At 41.7% G+C, this 283-nt stretch carries 1 pseudogene; it reads right to left on the minus strand.

What is annotated here, in order from left to right:
• Nucleotides 1-43: 43 nt before the first annotated feature.
• Nucleotides 44-283 (minus strand): annotated as a pseudogene (locus ACFINS_RS09825) (hypothetical protein); the annotation flags it as partial.

Genomic DNA, 283 nt, shown 5'->3' on the forward strand with positions numbered 1-283 from the left:
TTACGCCTCCGACAACGATTTGGTTTTCTGTGTATTTTTGTACTCAAGTACGGCAAAGATGCATTCTTTTTCTCCCCGTACAACGGCCATTTTCTGATGTTTCCCATAAAAGCCTAAAATGGGAAAATTCAAAGGGATGATTCTCCTTGAGCTTTACAGTGCACCGACGTGAAGGTCGACGTGTTTTTTTGACAGGTTCAAGCTTTTCTTCCAAAGCACAACGCACTTGGTCCATTTTTTCATTTGGCAAAGCACTTGCCTCTAACTCGTCATTATAGGCATA

Source organism: Bartonella sp. AA2SXKL (assembly GCF_042197205.1).
In the GTDB taxonomy this organism is placed as follows: Bacteria; Pseudomonadota; Alphaproteobacteria; order Rhizobiales; family Rhizobiaceae; genus Bartonella.